Annotated in this window: 13 protein-coding genes; 8 read left to right on the top strand and 5 right to left on the bottom strand. The window is 63.5% G+C overall.

Going from position 1 to position 16,712, the window contains the following annotated elements:
* The first annotated feature begins 98 nt into the window (after positions 1 to 98).
* Both HJO_RS03130 and HJO_RS03125 read left to right on the top strand, forming a co-directional pair.
* Positions 99 to 1,040 (top strand): LysR family transcriptional regulator, encoded by a 942-nt coding sequence (locus HJO_RS03130; RefSeq protein WP_035613401.1) that lies wholly within the window; start codon positions 99 to 101, stop codon positions 1,038 to 1,040.
* Between the two features lie 123 nt (positions 1,041 to 1,163).
* Positions 1,164 to 3,536: a transketolase gene (locus HJO_RS03125; protein ID WP_051618088.1), complete on the top strand. Its 2,373-nt coding sequence runs from the start codon at positions 1,164 to 1,166 to the stop codon at positions 3,534 to 3,536.
* On the opposite strand, the gene HJO_RS03120 is transcribed toward HJO_RS03125, so the two are convergent.
* Both HJO_RS03120 and HJO_RS03115 read right to left on the bottom strand, forming a co-directional pair.
* A complete protein-coding gene (locus HJO_RS03120; protein ID WP_035613397.1) occupies positions 3,537 to 4,586 on the bottom strand; it encodes an acyl-CoA dehydrogenase family protein in 1,050 nt (349 codons plus the stop codon).
* Between the two features lie 13 nt (positions 4,587 to 4,599).
* Complete coding sequence (locus tag HJO_RS03115) at positions 4,600 to 5,793, bottom strand: acyl-CoA dehydrogenase family protein (RefSeq protein ID WP_035613395.1); 1,194 nt, start codon at positions 5,791 to 5,793, stop codon at positions 4,600 to 4,602.
* 146 nt (positions 5,794 to 5,939) lie between these two features.
* On the opposite strand from HJO_RS03115, the gene HJO_RS03110 reads away from it, so the two are divergent.
* A complete protein-coding gene (locus tag HJO_RS03110; RefSeq protein ID WP_035613394.1) occupies positions 5,940 to 6,704 on the top strand; it encodes a crotonase/enoyl-CoA hydratase family protein in 765 nt (254 codons plus the stop codon).
* Between the two features lies 1 nt (position 6,705).
* Here the strand turns inward: HJO_RS03110 and HJO_RS03105 are convergent, their stop codons facing one another.
* Positions 6,706 to 7,476, bottom strand: a complete 771-nt coding sequence (locus HJO_RS03105) for an RNA methyltransferase (RefSeq protein ID WP_035614408.1) — start codon at positions 7,474 to 7,476, stop codon at positions 6,706 to 6,708.
* A gap of 77 nt (positions 7,477 to 7,553) precedes the next feature.
* Here HJO_RS03105 and HJO_RS03100 point away from each other — a divergent pair, with 77 nt between their 5' ends.
* On the top strand, positions 7,554 to 8,771 hold the full coding sequence (locus HJO_RS03100) for an NADP-dependent isocitrate dehydrogenase (RefSeq protein WP_035613393.1): 1,218 nt from the start codon (positions 7,554 to 7,556) through the stop codon (positions 8,769 to 8,771).
* A gap of 73 nt (positions 8,772 to 8,844) precedes the next feature.
* Here HJO_RS03100 and HJO_RS03095 read toward each other — a convergent pair whose 3' ends face one another.
* Positions 8,845 to 9,546, bottom strand: a complete 702-nt coding sequence (locus tag HJO_RS03095; protein ID WP_035613392.1) for a VIT1/CCC1 transporter family protein — start codon at positions 9,544 to 9,546, stop codon at positions 8,845 to 8,847.
* Between the two features lie 53 nt (positions 9,547 to 9,599).
* Positions 9,600 to 10,565 carry a peptidoglycan-binding domain-containing protein gene (locus HJO_RS03090; RefSeq protein ID WP_035613391.1) on the bottom strand — a complete coding sequence of 322 codons (966 nt, stop codon included), beginning with the start codon at positions 10,563 to 10,565 and terminating at the stop codon, positions 9,600 to 9,602.
* A gap of 221 nt (positions 10,566 to 10,786) precedes the next feature.
* Here HJO_RS03090 and purB point away from each other — a divergent pair, with 221 nt between their 5' ends.
* From purB to HJO_RS03070, 4 genes are all read left to right on the top strand, one after another.
* Positions 10,787 to 12,085, top strand: a complete 1,299-nt coding sequence (gene purB / locus HJO_RS03085; protein WP_035613388.1) for an adenylosuccinate lyase — start codon at positions 10,787 to 10,789, stop codon at positions 12,083 to 12,085.
* A gap of 127 nt (positions 12,086 to 12,212) precedes the next feature.
* Positions 12,213 to 12,536, top strand: a complete 324-nt coding sequence (locus tag HJO_RS18520; protein ID WP_051618086.1) for a helix-turn-helix transcriptional regulator — start codon at positions 12,213 to 12,215, stop codon at positions 12,534 to 12,536.
* A 1-nt stretch (position 12,537) separates the two neighbouring features.
* Complete coding sequence (locus HJO_RS03075; protein WP_035613387.1) at positions 12,538 to 13,437, top strand: TolB family protein; 900 nt, start codon at positions 12,538 to 12,540, stop codon at positions 13,435 to 13,437.
* A gap of 287 nt (positions 13,438 to 13,724) precedes the next feature.
* A complete protein-coding gene (locus HJO_RS03070) occupies positions 13,725 to 16,628 on the top strand; it encodes a hypothetical protein (protein WP_084141391.1) in 2,904 nt (967 codons plus the stop codon).
* Positions 16,629 to 16,712 lie beyond the last annotated feature (84 nt).

Here is a 16,712-nt window from a genome sequence, read left to right as displayed (position 1 = left end):
TCTCCACTAGAAGAACACATGAGTGATGCCACAGGCATTGCCGCGTGGCTTTACCTCGAAATGAAACGGGGGGTTTCACCCCTGAAAGGGGACGCGACGTGCTCGTAGAGACGTTTGACTGGGACAGGATACGCATCTTCCGCGCCGTTGCCGAACTGGGCAGCATGTCGGCCGCGGCTGAACAGATGGGCGGTTCCGTGCCGACCATCAGCCGCCGCATCAGTGAACTCGAACACGCCTTCCGCACCGAATTGATCCTGCGCTCAACGCGCGGCGTAGACCTGACATCGGCCGGGCACGCCCTGCTGCGGCACGCCAATCTCATCGCCGACATCGTCTCCGCCGCACATGACGACGTGGCAGGCAGCGACAAGCCGGACGAAGGCTCCATCCATATCGTGACCGGCGACGGCCTCGGCCCCTACTGGATCGCACCGCGCCTCGCTGACTTTCATCGCCTTTACCCCCGGATCACGGTCCGGCTGACGATTTCCGATGATGTGCCTGACCTGCTCAATAACGAAGCGGACATATCCGTGCAGTGCGAGCGCCCCACGCGCAGCGACCTGATCGCGCGCCGCATCGGTGTCCTTCACTACCTCTGCTTTGCGTCCGAGGCCTATCTCGACCGGCATGGCCGGCCCACAGCACTGACGGATTTTGGACGCCACCGCTGCCTCATCCACGGTGGCTATGTGCGCCAGGCCGAAAAATGGGCCGCCGAAGCCGACCCCCTCCGCCAGCTTGTCGCGTTTGCCCTCGTGACCAATTCTGCCGCCGTGATGCTGGCCGATTGCGTGGCGGGCGGCGGCATCGCCGTGCTGCCATCCTATATCGGCGAGACACACCCGGCGCTCGTCCCGCTCGACCTTCCGCGCCTCGCACCGATCGAATTCTGGCTCACCTACAGCGAAAGGATGCGGCGCCTGGAGCGGGGCCAGGTCGTGCTCGACTGGCTGAAACAGGCCTTCGCCCCCTCCTCCGCCCCCTGGTTCCGGCAGCGGTTCGTCCATCCGCGAAGCGTCACTTCAGGTGCATGACGCGGCGATCCCTGCCTCGCCAACGGCAGGTGGTGGCAATATTCGCCCCAGTTCAGGTGTTCCAGACGGCAATTTTTCCCGCTAAGGCTGGTCACTACCCGTTCGCAAAAGGACCGAATCCACATGCCGACTTCGCTCGACCATCTCAAAACGCTCGAGCAGCGCCTGCTCTGGCTCTCGGCCTGGACGATCCACAACGCCAACCACCTGCGCGACAAGCGTGATGACGACGTGAAGGTCGGCGGCCACCAGGCCTCCTGTGCTTCGATGGTCTCGATCATGACCGCGCTCTATTTCCACACGCTGCGCCCGGAAGACCGCGTCGCCGTGAAACCGCACGCCTCGCCCGTCTTCCACGCCATGCAATACCTGATGGGCAACCAGACGCTCGAAAAGCTCCAGAACTTCCGCGGTTATGGCGGCGCGCAGTCCTATCCCAGCCGTACCAAGGATATTGACGACGTCGACTTCTCCACCGGCTCGGTCGGTCTCGGGGTCGCCGAAACCGCCTTCGCCTCGATCGTGCAGGATTATCTCGCCGGCAAGCCATGGGCGGCCGACCGCCCGCTCGGCCGCATGATCGCGCTGGTGGGCGATGCCGAACTCGACGAGGGCAATGTCTACGAATGCCTGCAGGAAGGCTGGAAACACGACCTGCGCAACACGTGGTGGGTAATCGACTACAACCGCCAGAGCCTGGACGGCGTCGTCCATGAAGGCCTGTGGGAACGGGTTGAGGCCATCTTCCAGGCGTTCGGCTGGCGCACGGTCGTCCTGCGCCACGGCGCCCTGCAGCGAGCCGCATTCGAGGAACCCGGCGGCGAAACGCTGAAGGCCTGGATCCAGTCCTGCCCCAATGCAGATTATTCCGCCCTCACCTACAAGGGCGGTGCCGCATGGCGCGCCCGCCTGATGAACGATATCGGCGACCAGGGCGACGCCACGGCCCTGCTCGACCGGCGCAGCGACGACGCCCTCGCCGCACTCATGAACAATCTCGGCGGCCAGTGCGTCCAGTCCCTGTGCGACGCGTTCGATTCGGTCACGGACGACACGCCCACGGTCTTCCTCGCCTACACGATCAAGGGCTGGGGCACGCCGCTCGCCGGCCACAAGGACAACCATGCCGGCCTGATGAACAAGGCCCAGATGGCTGATTTCCAGACAAGGATGGGCATCACCCAGGGCCAGGAATGGGACCCCATGGCCAACGTGCCGGACCCGGACGCGCTGAACACCTTCCTGCGCGCCAACCCCTTCTTCGCCGCTGGCCCGCGCCGCTTCTCTGCCCCGCCCGTCGCCAGCCCCGGCCCCATCTTCCTCGACGACGATGTCCAGTCCACGCAGGCCGGCTTCGGCAAGATCCTCGACGCGCTTGCCAAGTCGAAATCTGAACTCGCCGACCGTATCGTCACCACCTCGCCGGACGTCACGGTCTCGACCAATCTCGGTCCCTGGGTGAACCGGCGCAGCCTGTTCGCCCGCGAAGTGAGAGGAGACACCTTCCGCGACCAGCAGATCCCCTCGACGCAGAAGTGGCAATTCTCGCCAACCGGCCAGCATATCGAACTCGGCATCGCCGAGATGAACCTCTTCCTGCTGCTCGGCGCGGCGGGCCTGTCCCATTCCCTGTTCGGCGAACGCCTGATCCCCATCGGCACCGTTTATGACCCCTTCGTCGCGCGCGGTCTCGATGCCCTGAACTATGCCTGCTACCAGGATGCCCGCTTCATCATCGTCGGCACCCCGTCAGGCGTGACCCTTGCTCCGGAGGGCGGCGCCCACCAGTCGATCGGTGCCCAGCTCATCGGCATGAGCCAGGACGGGCTCGTCTCGTTCGAACCGGCCTTCCTCGACGAACTCTCGATCATCATGGACTGGTCCTTCGACTACCTGCAGCGCGATGGTGACGGCGACCCGGATGAACGCACATGGCTGCGCGACGAGACCGGCGGCTCGGTCTATCTCCGCCTGACCACCCGCCCACTCGAACAGGTTCGCTGGTCCGCCCGCGACGACGCAACCTTCCACCAGGGGGTCATCGACGGCGGTTACTGGTTGCGCAAGCCCGGCCCGAACTGCGAGATCGTGATCGCCTACCAGGGCTGCGTTGCGCCCGAGGCAATCAAGGCCGCTGGCCGCATCGGCAACAACCGGCGCGACATCGGCGTCCTAGCCGTCACCTCGGCAGACCGCCTGAATTCCGGCTGGAACGCCGCCCGGCGGGCCCGCGCCCGCGGAAACAAGGGCGCCAAGAGCCAGATCGAACGGCTCATGGAGCAGGTCCCCCGCGACTGCACGCTGATCACCGTTACTGACGGCCATCCCGCCACGCTGGCCTGGATCGGCGGCGTCAGGGGCCACGCCACCACACCGCTCGGCGTCGAACATTTCGGCCAGACCGGCACGATTGGCGACCTCTATCGCCACTTCCAGATTGATGCCGACGCCATCGTCTCGGCGGCCAGCCACCTCTCGCCCGGCAAGGTCATCTGATCAGGCGGTTTGCAGCCATCCCTGCAGGCGCGCGGCATCCAGGCGGCACTGTTCCGGGCTGCCGAACAGCTGCCGGTTCACGCCGATCCGCTTGAACCAGTAGTGCAGGCCGACAAGGTCGGTGAAGCCCATGCCGCCATGCACTTCGGTGGCCGTGCGCGCGATGAACGTGCCCGCCTCGGCGAGGTGCGCCTTCGCCAGCGTCGCCATGACAAGGCCTTCCGGCTCGCCCGTGTCCACCGCGTGCGCCGCATGCCAGACCAGCGCCCGTGACGGCTCCAGCCGCGCGGCCATCTCGGCACACATGTGCTTGACCGCCTGGAACGAGCCGATCACCCGGCCAAACTGCTGGCGTTCGGCGGCGTAGGCGACCGCCTTGTCCAGCATGGCCTGCGCCGCGCCCAGCGTGTCAGCCGCAACCAGCAGCCGCGCCGCTGCCAGCACTTCGTCGTCAGGCGTCAATGCCATCGCACTGGTGTCGCCGTCATACTGGACTTCAGAGAATATCCGCGTCCGGTCGATTGTCTGCATCACTGACAGGCCTGGCGTTTCAACAACATGCAATCTGCCGTCCACATCGGCCGCCAGCAGATGCGTTGATCCCACTGCCGAGACAGCCAGCAGCGACTTGCCCGACACCTTGTCCTTCTGCATCGTCACACCGGCGCCATCACGCCGCGATGACAGTTCGGTCAATGCCAGTCCCATGCGGATGTCGCCCGAGGCTATTCCCGGAAGGAAGTCCTCGCCGGCGTGCCGCATCGCGTGCGCCGTCACCGTCGTCGCCAGGAATCGGCTGGGCGCGATCGCATTGCCGAGCGCCTCCTGCACAACGCAGGCGTCCAGCAGGCCAAGCCCCAGGCCCCCCTGCGCTTCCGGCACGTGGAGCCCTGCCAGGCCGAGGCCGTCAAGGCCGGACGCCAGGGCCGCGCCCGCTGCTTCATCCACCGTCGCAATCTTGCGGATCGTATCCAGCGGCGCAGCATCCTTCAGGAAGCCGTTCAGGCTGTCCTGCAACATGCGCTGGTCTTCAGAGAGTGCAAATTCCATGGGTCTTGTCCTCTCAGGCCTTGGCCAGCTTGGGTTCGCGCGGCAGGCCGAGGCCCCGTTCCGCGATGATGTTCTTCTGTATCTGCGCCGTACCGCCGCCGATGATCAGGCCAAGATCGTACATGTAGCGCGCCTGCCACGCCCCGTTTGCGCGCAAGTGCCCGCCTTCCTCGTACATCACGCCCAACTCTCCCAGCGCATCGATGGCGAGGCGCGCGATCTCGTGGTTCAGCTCACAGCCCATCAGCTTCACGACAAGGCCCGCGAGGCCCGCGCTCTCTTTCTTCAGGCTGTGCGTCGTAATCCGCAGGCCGTTCGCCTGCATCGCATAGACTTCACCCTGCAGCTTCAGCAGCCGGTCACGCAGCAGCGGGTTGTCGATCAGCCGTTCGCCGTTCACCGTCTCGCGCTTCATCAGCTCGACCAGCTCCACCAGCCGCGCCTTGGTGGCGTTGGGGTCGCCCAGCATGCCGCGCTCATGGGTCAGTGTCGCATTCGCGACCTGCCAGCCCTTGTTTTCGGCGAACACGATGCCGCTCTTCGGCACGCGCACGTCGGTGAAGAACACCTCATTGAAGTTTGCCGCGCCTGTCATGTCGACCAGCGGGCGCACCTCGATCCCCGGCGTGTCCATCGGGAACAGGATATAGGAGATGCCGTGATGCTTCTTCGCGTCCGGATCGGTCCGCACGAGGCAGAAGATCATGTCGGCTTGCCTGGCTGTCGAGGTCCAGATCTTGCTGCCATTGATGATATAGTCGTCGCCGTCGCTTACCGCCGCTGTCCGCAACGCCGCGAGGTCAGACCCGGCGCCCGGCTCGGAATAGCCCTGGCACCAGATCATCTCTCCGTAGAGGGTGGGGCGGATATAGGCCGCCTTCTGTTCCGGCGTGCCCAGTTCCAGAAGCGTCGGCACCAGCATGGAAATACCCTGGTTCGACATCGCCCGCGGCAGGCCCGTGCGGGCAAACTCCTCGGCGATGATCCGCGACTTGAGGATATCCGGCTCGGCGCCATAGCCGCCATACTCGGTCGGGATGGTCCGCGCAGCCAGGCCGTTCTCGATCAGCAGTTTCTGCCACGCCTGACGTGTCGGGTTTTTCATGCCCCGATCATCTGGTGTCGGCGCAAGATGGGCATTGGCGGCAAGGATACCGGCAACTTCCTTGCGGAAGGCCTCGTATTCCGGGCTGAACGATAGATCCATTCGGCGTGTCTCCGTGATTTTCCCGGACACTGACAGCCCTTCCCTTGGGGCTGCCAAGAGGCCTTCCGTGCTTTCGCGTCTTTCTGCTTGCTGAACGCAGCGTAAGCCGCCCTAGTGTCGCCTGAACCAATCTGGAGGACCGCCAAATGTCAGTTGAATATGAAACCCGAGGCCATCTCGCCATCATCACGCTCAACCGCCCGGAAGCGCGCAACGCCATCAACGGCATCATGGCGACCGGCATCGAGCATGCGCTGGATCGCTTCGAAGACGACCCCGAGATGTGGGTTGCCATCCTCACGGCCAATGGCAAGGCATTCTGCGCCGGTGCAGACCTGAAAGAGATCAATGCAGGGAATGGCGGCAAGCTCGGCACCGAAAAGGGTGGCTTCGCAGGCATCGTGAAACGCGAGCGCACCAAGCCGCTCATCGCGGCCATCACAGGCAGCGCCCTGGCTGGCGGAACCGAGATTGCGCTCTCCTGCGACATGATTGTCTGCGCCGACACGACAAATTTCGGCCTTCCGGAAGTGAAGCGCTCGCTCGCCGCAGCAGCTGGCGGCCTCTTTCGCCTGCCCCGCGTGATCGGCATGCCAATGGCTCTCGAAGTCATCCTGACAGGCGACCCGCTGCCATCCCAGCGCGCCTACGAACTCGGCATGGTCAACAAGGTCGTGCCCGAATCTGAAGTCATGGCCGAAGCGACCAAACTGGCTGACCGCATCATGGCCAATGCGCCGCTCGCTGTTCAGGCAAGTCGCAAGGTTGCGGCCGCAGCCCTGACCGGTGATGACGATGATCTCTGGCGCGCCAGCGGCAAGGCCTTTGCCGGTCTGGTCGGCACCGAAGACTTCAAGGAAGGCCCCCGTGCCTTCATCGAGAAACGCGCACCTGTCTGGAAAGGCAAATAGCCTAGTCCTCGCGCATCACACGTGCCTTTCCGCGGCCGATGGCCAGCGCCTTGATCGCGCCGCGGAAAGTCTGCACCTCCTGCTCGGTCCAGTCCGCCCGGATCAGGGCCGCGCGGAGATTGTCCTTCATCAGCGGCGTCTTCTCCGGCGGGAAGAAATAGCCGGCCCGCTCCAGTTCACCCTCGAAATGCTCGAACATCCGGACAAGGTCCTGACGTGATGCCGGCGCACCGAGGCCGGTGCCGCTCTCGCTGCCGGTCTCGCGGGCCCCGATGGCCAGCTTGCCCCATTCATGCGCGAACACGCAGACGGCCTGCGCCAGGTTCAGGCTCTTGAACGCCGGATCGACTGGGTAGGTCATCAGCAGGTCGGACAGCGCCACCGCCTCGTTCGGCAGGCCCGCCTTCTCGCCGCCGAACATCACCCCTGCCACGCCCTTGCCGCCCCCCAGCGCCCGTCCATGCGCCGCCTCTGCCGCCCCCACCGCATCCGTCACCCGCTTCTCGATCCCGCGCAGCCTGGCCGTCGCGGCAATCAGGAAAGTCACGTCCTCAAGCGCATCCTGTAGTGTTTCATAGACATTAACCGTGACATCCGCCTCAAAGGCGCCCGCCGACATCGTCTCGGCCGCCGGATTCGGCCACCCGTCCCGCGGCGCAACCAATCGCAGGTCTGTCAGGCCGAAATTGCGCATCACACGCGCCGCAGCGCCTATGTTTTCGCCAAGTTGCGGGGAATGGAGGATGACGCAGGGGCTGCGCTGTTCTGACATGATGGAACCTGTTTTGACGCGGGCAGCCGCTCTGCTATAGGCCACTCCAATAGCTGCAACCGCAAGGATTTCAAAACATGGCGAAGATCAAGGTCAAGAACCCGATTGTCGAGATGGACGGGGACGAAATGACCCGCATCATCTGGAAGATGATCAAGGACAAGCTGATCCATCCTTACCTCGATGTTGATCTCAAGTACTACGACCTCTCGATCCAGAAGCGTGACGAGACCGACGACCAGATCACCATCGACGCTGCCAACGCTACCAAGAAATACGGCGTCGCCGTGAAGTGCGCCACGATCACGCCTGACGAACAGCGCGTTGAAGAGTTCAAGCTGAAGAAAATGTGGCGCAGCCCGAACGGCACGATCCGCAACATTCTCGGCGGCGTTGTTTTCCGCGAGCCTATCGTGATTTCGAACGTGCCGCGCCTCGTGCCGGGCTGGACCCGGCCTGTCGTCATCGGCCGTCATGCGTTCGGCGACCAGTACAAGGCAACGGACTTCCTCGTTCCCGGCAAGGGCAAGCTGACCATGAGCTGGGTCGGCGAGAATGGCGAGAAGATCGAAAAGGAAGTATTCGACTTCCCTGAAGCCGGCATCGCGATGGGCATGTACAACCTCGACCAGTCGATCCGTGACTTCGCCCGCGCAAGCTTCAATTACGGCCTGCAACGCAAATGGCCGGTTTACCTGTCGACCAAGAACACGATCCTGAAAGCCTATGACGGCCGCTTCAAGGACCTGTTCCAGGAAATCTTCGACGCCGAGTTTGCCGACAAGTTCAAGGAATTCGGTGGCACCTACGAGCACCGCCTGATCGACGACATGGTCGCAGCCTGCATGAAATGGTCCGGCGGCTATGTCTGGGCCTGCAAGAACTATGACGGCGACGTCCAGTCCGACACGGTGGCCCAGGGCTACGGCTCGCTCGGCCTGATGACGTCGGTCCTGATGACGCCGGACGGCAACACGGTCGAGGCCGAAGCGGCCCACGGCACCGTGACCCGCCACTATCGCAACCACCAGAAGGGCGAAGCCACCTCCACCAACTCCATCGCCTCGATCTATGCCTGGACCCAGGGCCTCAGCCATCGCGGCCGCATGGACGGAACGCCTGAAGTCAGCAAGTTCGCTCAGACACTCGAACAGGTCATCGTCAAGACGGTTGAATCCGGCGTCATGACCAAGGACCTCGCCCTGCTCGTCGGACCGGACCAGGAATGGGCCACGACCGAAGGCTTCATCGAAGCTGTGGCAAAGAACCTCGAAACCGAGATGGCAAAAGCCTGATCGGCTGGCGAAGCCAACCATTCAAGCAGGAACCCCGGCGTCGACGGCGCCGGGGTTTTTCTTTGCCTCCGGTTCAGATCACCGCGCCGACCAAATGGCCGATACCGGCGGTGATCGCCATTGCCAGTGCGCCCCAGAACGTAACCCGCAGCATGGGTCTCCAGATACTCGCCCCGCCAGCCCTGGCACCCACAGCCCCTAGCAGGGCGAGAAACAGCAGCGACGCCACGGCTTCCGCGGTCACGAGCGCCCCCAAAGGCACCAGCCAGACGAGTGCCAAGGGCAAGGCAGCCCCGACAGCGAACGAAATCGCGGACGAAATCGCCGCCTGGATCGGCTTTGCCGCCGTAAGGTCCGTGATGCCAAGCTCGTCGCGTGCATGGGCCCGAAGGGGGTCATCGGCCATCAATTGGTGCGCAACTTCCTTGGCCGTCTCCGGCTTCAGGCCGCGCTCCTCGTAAATTCCGGCCAGTTCGGCATGCTCAGCCTCCGGCAGGTCAATCAGTTCCTGGCGTTCCTTGGCGAGCTCGGCCTGTTCGGCATCCGACTGGGAGCTGACCGAGACATATTCCCCTGCGGCCATCGACATCGACCCTGCCACCAGAGCCGCCACACCTGCGACGAGGATCTCACCCTGCCCTGCCGACGCCGCCGCCACGCCGATAATCAGGCTGGCGGTCGACACAATGCCGTCATTGGCGCCCAGCACAGCTGCCCGCATCCAGCCGATGCGCCCGAGCTGGTGGTGTTCATGGTGGACTTTCAATCGGCTCATGCGTGTCTTCCTGTCCTGTGGTCCGGACCAGACGGCCGGGGGGCGGAGGGTGGCTAGTCGACCGGAACGCCCAGTGACTCGACGGTGCTGATTGTCAGGTAACCGACAGGCAGTCCATTGGCGCGCTGGTAGTTTTCCATCGCCGTGAGGGTGGCAGGCCCGAAATTGCCATCGGCAGGCACCTCATACCCCTTCGCCGTCAGAGCCGCCTGAACCTGGGCAATCTTTGCAGGCGGGGCGTTGGTGTCGCAAAGCACTTCGCGCCATTCGAGGCCGCCGCCGCCCGTCACGACACGCTTTTCGATCGTGCGATAGGTCGCCGGAATGACGACCGTCTGCTCCTGCGCCGGCGTCACCATCTTCTGGACCGTCACCGTTTCATATTCCGCAGGGATCAGTGTTTCCACGACGCGGGCCGGCGTGACGACCACCTGCTTTGTAATCGTGCGATAGGTGGCGGGAATGATCCGGGTTTCAGTCTTTTCAGGCCTCACCAGCCTTGTCCGGGTGACCGTGTCGTACTGGGCGGGAATCTCGACGCGGCAGAGAAGGTCGCCGGTCGCGACGACGCTTGCCGTCTCGGCTGTGCCTGCCGCTGCGTTGCGCCCGAAAAGGCCCGCGCCCGGTTTCCATGTCGAGTAGGACGGGCGCACGAGCACCTGTTCTGTATAGGTGTCGTATTCCGCCGGGATGACCACAGATTCCGTGTGCTCGGGCATTTCCACGATCTGGTCTGTCACGGTCTCGAACACGGCCGGCTCGACGGAATAGCTGATGGCCTGTTCCTTCACGAGCACCTGCTCGGTGACCGTCTCGAATGTCGCCGGGATCAGCGTCAGTTCGGTCCGCTCCGGCGTGTCGAGCACCTGTTCGGTAACCACTTCGGTGGTTTCGGGAATCAGAACGCGCGCATAACAGCTTCCCGGGTCTGCATCCGGCGGGTAGTCACCCGCGCCCTGGGCCAGCGCGCCGCCGGCCAGGCCAGCCGCCGCCAGCGTCACGAAAAGCAGTTTCTTCATGTCCAATCCCCTTCGACAGGCCTGACAGGTCAAGCCGGGATCCAGCCACACCCCGGGGCGCAGCTTCTGCCGCGCAAGCCTGATCCTGCGTCGTTCATACCCCAGCCCCCTGCCAGCGGCCAGACTTGGCCCGCCAGAAAATGCCTGCCTTTCGGGCGCTGCCCCCACTGGTGTTCCGGCCGTTCCGGGCTATACGGGCGGGATACAGAGAAAGGCGCGCCATGATCCCCCGTTACTCCCGTCCTGAAATGACCGACATCTGGTCGCCGGAAACACGCTTCGGCATCTGGTTGGAGATCGAGACGCTCGCCGCAGAAGCCATGGAAAACCTGGGCCAGATTCCCCCCGGCGTGACGGCGGCCGTCCGCAAGCGCGGAGGGTTCGACGTGAACCGCATCGACGAGATCGAGCGCGAAGTAAAACACGACGTCATCGCCTTCCTCACCAGTGTCGCCGAACATGTCGGCGAGGAAGCCAGCTTCCTGCACAAGGGCATGACATCGTCGGACGTGCTCGACACCTGTCTCAGCGTTCAGCTGGTGCGCGCCGCCGACCTGCTCGTGACCGGCATCGACCGTCTGCTCACGGCGCTCGAAAAGCGGGCGCGGGAACACAAGCTTACCCCCACGATCGGCCGCAGCCACGGCATTCACGCCGAACCGACCACGTTCGGCATCAAGCTCGCGACATTCCATGCGGAATTCCAGCGCGCGCGGGCGCGCCTCCTGCTGGCACGCGAGGAAGTCGCAACCTGCGCCATTTCCGGCGCGGTGGGAACATTCGCAAACATCGACCCGCGCATTGAAGCGCATGTTGCGAAAAGCCTGGGGCTTTCGATCGAACCGGTCTCGACGCAGATCATCCCCCGGGACCGGCACGCCATGTATTTCGCGACCCTTGGCGTAATCGCGTCTTCCATCGAGCGCCTGGCAACCGAAGTCCGCCACCTGCAGCGCACGGAAGTGCTCGAAGCAGAAGAATTCTTCTCGGCTGGCCAGAAGGGCTCGTCAGCGATGCCTCACAAGCGCAACCCGGTCCTCACCGAGAACCTGACAGGCCTCGCCCGGCTTGTGCGTTCCGCGGTCACGCCGGCACTCGAAAACGTGGCACTGTGGCATGAGCGCGATATCTCGCACTCGTCTGTCGAGCGCGGCATCGGCCCCGACGCAACAATCCACCTTGATTTCGCGCTCCATCGCATGTCCGGCGTCATCGAAAATCTCGTGGTCTACCCGGACTCGATGTTGCGCACGCTGGAGAGCATGGGCGGTCTGCACAATTCCCAACGCATCCTGCTTTCTCTGGTCGAACACGGTGTCAGCCGGGACGATGCCTATCGCCTGGTCCAGCGCAACGCCATGCGCACATGGGGTGGCGAGGGGCCCCTGCTCGACCTCCTGAAGAAGGATCCGGACGTCTCCAGCAAGATCAGCGATGCCGAACTGGAAGCCCTGTTCAACCTCGATTACCATTTCAAGCAGGTCGACACGATTTTCGAACGCGTGTTCGGCACCGCCTGAATCTTCCAGCGCTTTCCTTATCGTTTTTGTGACGGGTTCCCATTTTTCGTCACAAAAGGTTTGTCCAAGCGACACCAAAGCGTTTCATTCGCACCCTATCCCTACGCGCAGCGGAAGGGTTGATCTGATGGGTGACCAGGACCTGATTTACGGATTCGAAGGTCGCCTGATCGACCTGGAAACCAAAGTCAACGAACTCGAGAAACGCGTCGCGGAACTGTCGGCAGCTCCGCCCAGCGTGCCGGCTTCGGTGCAGACCCGGATCGACGCCGGCGAGCATCCGGTCAGGGTGATGCGCGAGTTCCGCCTGCTGACCCAGAGCCAACTGAGCGAGAAGTGCGGCATTCGGCCAAATCACATATCCGCAATCGAGCGCGGGCAGACGTTCGGGCTCAAGACAGCCAAGCGACTGGCTGCCGCGCTGGAAATTCCTGCTGAGGTGCTTTTCTGACATGAAACGGTTGCGCTCCCTGTGCCTTGCTGCTGTCGCTGGCACGGCAATGCTTGCCGCCTGCGACAAGGCCACTCCGGCGGAACCGGTCGCGGTCCTGCCGGATGCGCCTGCCCCGACGACCTTCACGCGAGCCTTCGGCCTGACAGAGAATGCAGCAGGCGACGTTCGCGTCTTCGCGCAGGAAGACGGCGACCTGACCCACCTCTACGAGATGCGCAGGTCCGGCGAAAAGTGGAGCACGCCCAGGCAGCTCGATTTTCCGGCGCGCGCCTATCTCACGACGCCGTCCTTCAGCTTTGCGGACAGCTATCTCTACTATGGCAGCGACGCGGAACTGCCCGAACGGCCCGGCCGGAAGGACATCAATCTCTGGCGTGTCCCCCTCGTGGACGGAACCTGGGGAGTGCCCGAGGTGCTGCCGCTCGAAACCATCAACACGGCCGCAAACGAATCCAGCCCGGCTGTCTCGGCCGACGGGACACTCTATTTCGCAACCAATCACTCGCGGGCCGGCGGTGGCGGCTATGACATCATGCGCGCCACGCCCGACGGAAACGGCGACTGGGTTGTCCGACAAATGCCCGAAGGCACCAACGACCCGCGTGTCGACGCCCATCTTGCTGTCACACCGGACGGGTCACGCCTGTTCTTCTATTCCCACCGCCGCCCGACTCTCGGAAGCGTCGACATCTGGACGATGGAAGCTGATGGCGTGGGAGGCTGGAAGACACCGGTGAATCTTGGCGCGCCCGTGAACACGGCTGGTGTCGATTTCGGCGCTGGCCTGTCGGGCGACGGGAAAACCTTGTTTTTCTCGCGCGATGGCCGCCTCATGGAAATCCCGCTCGGCGTCGCCCTTGCCGGGGCCGGCCCCGTCGCGAAAGACAGCTCGAACTAGCCACGCCAGGCGCTGAGTCCGCAACGACACGACGGCACGCCGCGCGTTCAGGGCACGCAGAGTCACGCCTCATCCGGATTCCCTACATTCTCTTGTAATATATGACGAAAATTCACGACACCTGCTGTCGTCAAACCGTCATTCAGGTGTCTCGGAAGTTTCACCTATCTGTTCCTAAAAGGTCAAACACCAGTGGGATAAGACCCCGAGTCTGAGCGCGGCCGGGGGATTCGACGGAGCGGCTTGGACTCACTGCGAGATTGAACAATCACCTCAAAGGGGTTCCCATGATAACCGGAAAGACCTGGAAGCTTGCGACAATCGCAAGCATCGCCGCGCTCACGCTGGCCGCCTGCTCCGACACGACCATTTCATCGCCTGGCGCGGGGTCGACACCGACCTCGCCCCCACCACCACCGCCACCTCCTCCACCCCCGGCCAGCGCCACGATCGACCTCGTGCCGACCGCCGGTTGCCCGGCAGGCACAACGTCCACCACGCTCCCGGCGGTTGCCGCAGACGGCTTCTCCGATGTGCTGGTCTGCATGCTTGGTGACGGCTCAACGACCAGCGTCACGACTGACATTTCGATCCCTGCAAACACAACGATCGCCATCAACGGCCCAGTCTTCATCGGCTCCGACACGAAAGCATCCGGCGGCGTATCAGCGACACTGACGCTTGGCGCAGGCGTGCGTGTATTCGGTGCCTCATCCACCGGCACAGCGACCGCGACCGACGATTATATCGTCATCTCGCGCGGATCGCAGATTGAAGCCATCGGCACAGCGTCAAACCCCATTCGCCTCACCGCCCGCGCTGCGATCAATGACGAGGAAGTGGGTTCGAACCTCATCACGGCCACATCCACAGCGCTGTGGGGCGGCCTCGTGATCAACGGCTACGCACCGATCAACGCCTGTGATTCAGGCACCGCGACCGGCGGCTCCGCCGACTGCGAGAAATCGGGCGAAGGCGCATCGGGCTTCTTCGGCGGCGACGATGCCAACGACAACTCAGGCACCCTCCAGTACCTGACCGTTGAATATGCCGGTGCCCGCCTGACCAATGAAGACGAGTTGAACGGCATCGCCTTCCAGGGTGTCGGGTCAGGAACGACGGTCGACCACATCCAGGTCCACAACAATCTCGATGACGGCATCGAATGGTTCGGTGGCACGGTGAACGTGAAATACCTCGCCGTATCCGGCGCCGGTGACGACTCGGTCGACTGGACCGATGGCTGGACGGGCCGCCTCCAGTACGTGGCTGTTCGCTCGAACAACCCGTCTTCCTCTGACCCACGCGGTATCGAGGCTGACAACCTGAACGGCGCCAATGCGGCTACGCCGTTCTCCGATCCGAAGATCGCCAACTTCACGATGGTCGGCTCAACCGGCAACCAGCAAAGCATCCTGCTGCGGCGCGGGACGCGTGCGACAATCATCAACGGTGTGACGACGGGTTATGGCAGCGGTATCGACATTGACGACACCCAGACATTCACGAACTTCGGTGACGGGTCCCTGGTCCTGCAGTCGATCGCCCTCGACAATGGTGTGAACTTCGAAGCCGACGGCGACGGCGTTCCGGCATTCGCGGCGGCAAGCAACGTGCGCGCCGTCAACAATTCGCTGAGCAACGAATTCTTCCCCGGCAGCGTCGAACTCGGCATTCCGGTATCGACGGCCCTTTCGGCAGACTCGTTCTTTACCGCCACGCCCTATATCGGTGCCTTCAGCGCCGCAGAAACGCCGAGCAGCAACTGGGCGAGCTTTACGACCCCCGGCACGTTCTTTGACATCGACGAGGCAGCCTGCCCGAGCGGGACGAGCCAGAACGGCACGCTTGATGGCAAGAAACTCTGCGAAATCGACGGTTCCGAAGCCATCACGAACGACCTCCACCTGACGGATGGCGACCAGCTGGTCTACGAACTGGTAGGGCCGGTCTTCATCGGTGTTGACCGCGGTCCAGACCCGGCAGCCCCGCTCGCCGGCTCGGCCAGTGCCACGCTCACCATAGACGCCGGGGTCACGATCGTCGGTGAAGGCAATGACGACTACCTGGTTGTCACCCGCGGTTCGAAAATCCTGTCGAACGGCACGGCAGCGGCACCGGTCGTGTTCACGGCAAAAGGTGACATCGACGGAACAGCGCCCATCGACGCGGACACGAAAGGTCTCTGGGGCGGCGTGGTCATCAACGGCCGTGCACCGATCAACGCCTGCGAAGACGGCACGGCCATTGGCGGATCGGTTGACTGCGAAAAGTCGGGCGAAGGCTCCTCAGGCCTGTTCGGCGGCGGGACGTCCAACGATGACAGCGGCCAACTGTTCTACACCCGCGTGCAGTATGCCGGCGTCCGTCTGACCAACGAGGACGAGCTCAATGGTGTCGCCTTCCAGGGTGTCGGGTCCGGCACCGAGGTCGACTTCGTCCAAGTCTACAACAACCTCGACGATTGCTACGAGTTCTTCGGTGGCACGGTCAACGTCAAGCACGTCCTCTCGACAGGCTGTGGCGACGACCAGTTCGACTGGACGGATGGCTGGGTCGGTTCGGCCCAATACATCATCGCCTCTGGTGGTCGTTCATCGGCAACTGGCGGCATGTCGTCGGATCCGAACGGTTTCGAGGGTGACAACCTGAACGGTGCCAACAGCGCGACGCCGGTGTCCACACCCCGCATCTCGAACTTCACGCTGATTGCCGGTGGCGACCCTGCCGAGCAAATCGGCGCAAAGCTTCGTCGCGGAATGGCGGGCACAGTCGCCAACGGCATCGTCCTTGGTTGGGCGCAATTCGGGCTTGATGTGGACGACACTCAAACCATCGCCAACACCGACGCAGGTACGGCGGACGCGTCAGCCGCCGGTGCCCTCGTTATCCGTTCGCTCTTCCTGTCCGACAACGGAGCGGACCTCGCGAACGAGGCAGCCGAGCCGACGTTTACGGCCGCGAACGACTTCGCGCTTGGCGACCCGATCACGATGTCTGGCTTCGCGTTCCGTGCCGGGCGGCCGGGTGTTGTTCCCGGTGCCAACGAGAACGCCGTGCCGGTGTTCGATGTGACAGGTATCGGCAGCCTTGAACCGACGACCTACATCGGCGCCGTCGCGGATGCAGACGACACCTGGTTCCTCGGCTGGTCCATCGACCAGACGGGTGCCCTCACCTCGGCCAACTAGTCAGGCGGTCCCATCAGGGGTGGGGTGGCAGGTTCTGTCGCCCCACCTCATTCACATTTTCAGAGGTCCAGTGCGCAGCCAGAC

The organism is Hyphomonas johnsonii MHS-2 (assembly GCF_000685275.1).
GTDB classification, from domain to species: domain Bacteria; phylum Pseudomonadota; class Alphaproteobacteria; order Caulobacterales; family Hyphomonadaceae; genus Hyphomonas; species Hyphomonas johnsonii.
The sequence above is the reverse complement of the archived record's forward strand: the minus strand, read 5'-3'. Positions and strand labels throughout refer to the sequence as shown.

Coding starts and splice junctions, on each gene's coding strand:
- HJO_RS03125 (WP_051618088.1), top strand. CDS start 1,164: ATGCCGACTTCGCTCGACCATCTCAAAACGCTCGAGCAGCGCCTGCTC.
- HJO_RS03105 (WP_035614408.1), bottom strand. CDS start 7,476: ATGTCAGAACAGCGCAGCCCCTGCGTCATCCTCCATTCCCCGCAACTT.
- HJO_RS03070 (WP_084141391.1), top strand. CDS start 13,725: ATGATAACCGGAAAGACCTGGAAGCTTGCGACAATCGCAAGCATCGCC.
- HJO_RS03100 (WP_035613393.1), top strand. CDS start 7,554: ATGGCGAAGATCAAGGTCAAGAACCCGATTGTCGAGATGGACGGGGAC.
- HJO_RS03090 (WP_035613391.1), bottom strand. CDS start 10,565: ATGAAGAAACTGCTTTTCGTGACGCTGGCGGCGGCTGGCCTGGCCGGC.
- HJO_RS03110 (WP_035613394.1), top strand. CDS start 5,940: ATGTCAGTTGAATATGAAACCCGAGGCCATCTCGCCATCATCACGCTC.
- HJO_RS03075 (WP_035613387.1), top strand. CDS start 12,538: ATGAAACGGTTGCGCTCCCTGTGCCTTGCTGCTGTCGCTGGCACGGCA.
- HJO_RS03120 (WP_035613397.1), bottom strand. CDS start 4,586: ATGGAATTTGCACTCTCTGAAGACCAGCGCATGTTGCAGGACAGCCTG.
- HJO_RS03095 (WP_035613392.1), bottom strand. CDS start 9,546: ATGAGCCGATTGAAAGTCCACCATGAACACCACCAGCTCGGGCGCATC.
- HJO_RS18520 (WP_051618086.1), top strand. CDS start 12,213: ATGGGTGACCAGGACCTGATTTACGGATTCGAAGGTCGCCTGATCGAC.
- HJO_RS03115 (WP_035613395.1), bottom strand. CDS start 5,793: ATGGATCTATCGTTCAGCCCGGAATACGAGGCCTTCCGCAAGGAAGTT.
- purB (WP_035613388.1), top strand. CDS start 10,787: ATGATCCCCCGTTACTCCCGTCCTGAAATGACCGACATCTGGTCGCCG.